2 protein-coding genes are annotated in these 655 nt (G+C 47.5%); both read right to left on the bottom strand.

All coding sequences use genetic code 11. The annotated features are described in order from the left end of the window. Positions 1-345, bottom strand: a 345-nt coding sequence (gene maoP, locus A3751_RS21030) for a DUF413 domain-containing protein (RefSeq protein WP_068456911.1), incomplete at its 3' end; no start/stop codon positions are given. An 87-nt stretch (positions 346-432) separates the two neighbouring features. Beyond that, positions 433-655 (bottom strand): hypothetical protein (locus tag A3751_RS23690; RefSeq protein ID WP_231876955.1); only part of this gene is annotated, 223 nt, incomplete at its 5' end.

Below are 655 nucleotides of genomic sequence, written 5' to 3'. Positions count from 1 at the left end.
AGCTAGAAAGTCCTTCGCGTAAACACGGCTTTCGCTAGAAGCAAGATTACCTGTTGATGCAAAACTGAACACGCAACGCTTGCTGCCAACGGCATCGACATACTTCAACCAAACTCGCTCGAATTCGGTACTCGCATCTCGTTCACCACGGCATACCGCCAAGAGTTGTTTTTGTGCCTTGGATGTTGGCTCTAAGGTGCCATTAGCAAGCGCATTTGCGACCGCTCCAGCACGTGTTAATAGATCGGATTCGTTTCTTGAAAAGTTGCCGCTGCGGCTAAAACCGTGTGGAAAATTTTTGTCATCGCGGAAAGATTTCCCCGACACTAAGCTCTTATCAAGCATAGCTTACTCCCTTGCATCGAATCTCTTTGGATTCTGGTTATTGTTATACGCTGACTGCTCCCTAGCTGCCCCGTATTCTCAAACAATTTAAACGCAATTATTGTGATCAAAGTTCCATTCAGAACAGCACAAAGTGTGCGGATGCCGTATTACAGCTTGTTGACACCATCGAATGAGTTTGCCGCTTTTTAGAGAGCACTCTCGACTCAGCAAAGACTGTGCCGCCGCCGCGCGCGCCTGCTCACTTATTGCACAGATAAGAGTTTGCACATTATCGACCATGGCGATGTTTATATTGGAGAGTGCGCTC

The organism is Oleiphilus sp. HI0080, from assembly GCF_001635135.1.
Note: the sequence above shows the minus strand (reverse complement) of the source record. Positions and strands in the feature narration are given on the sequence as shown.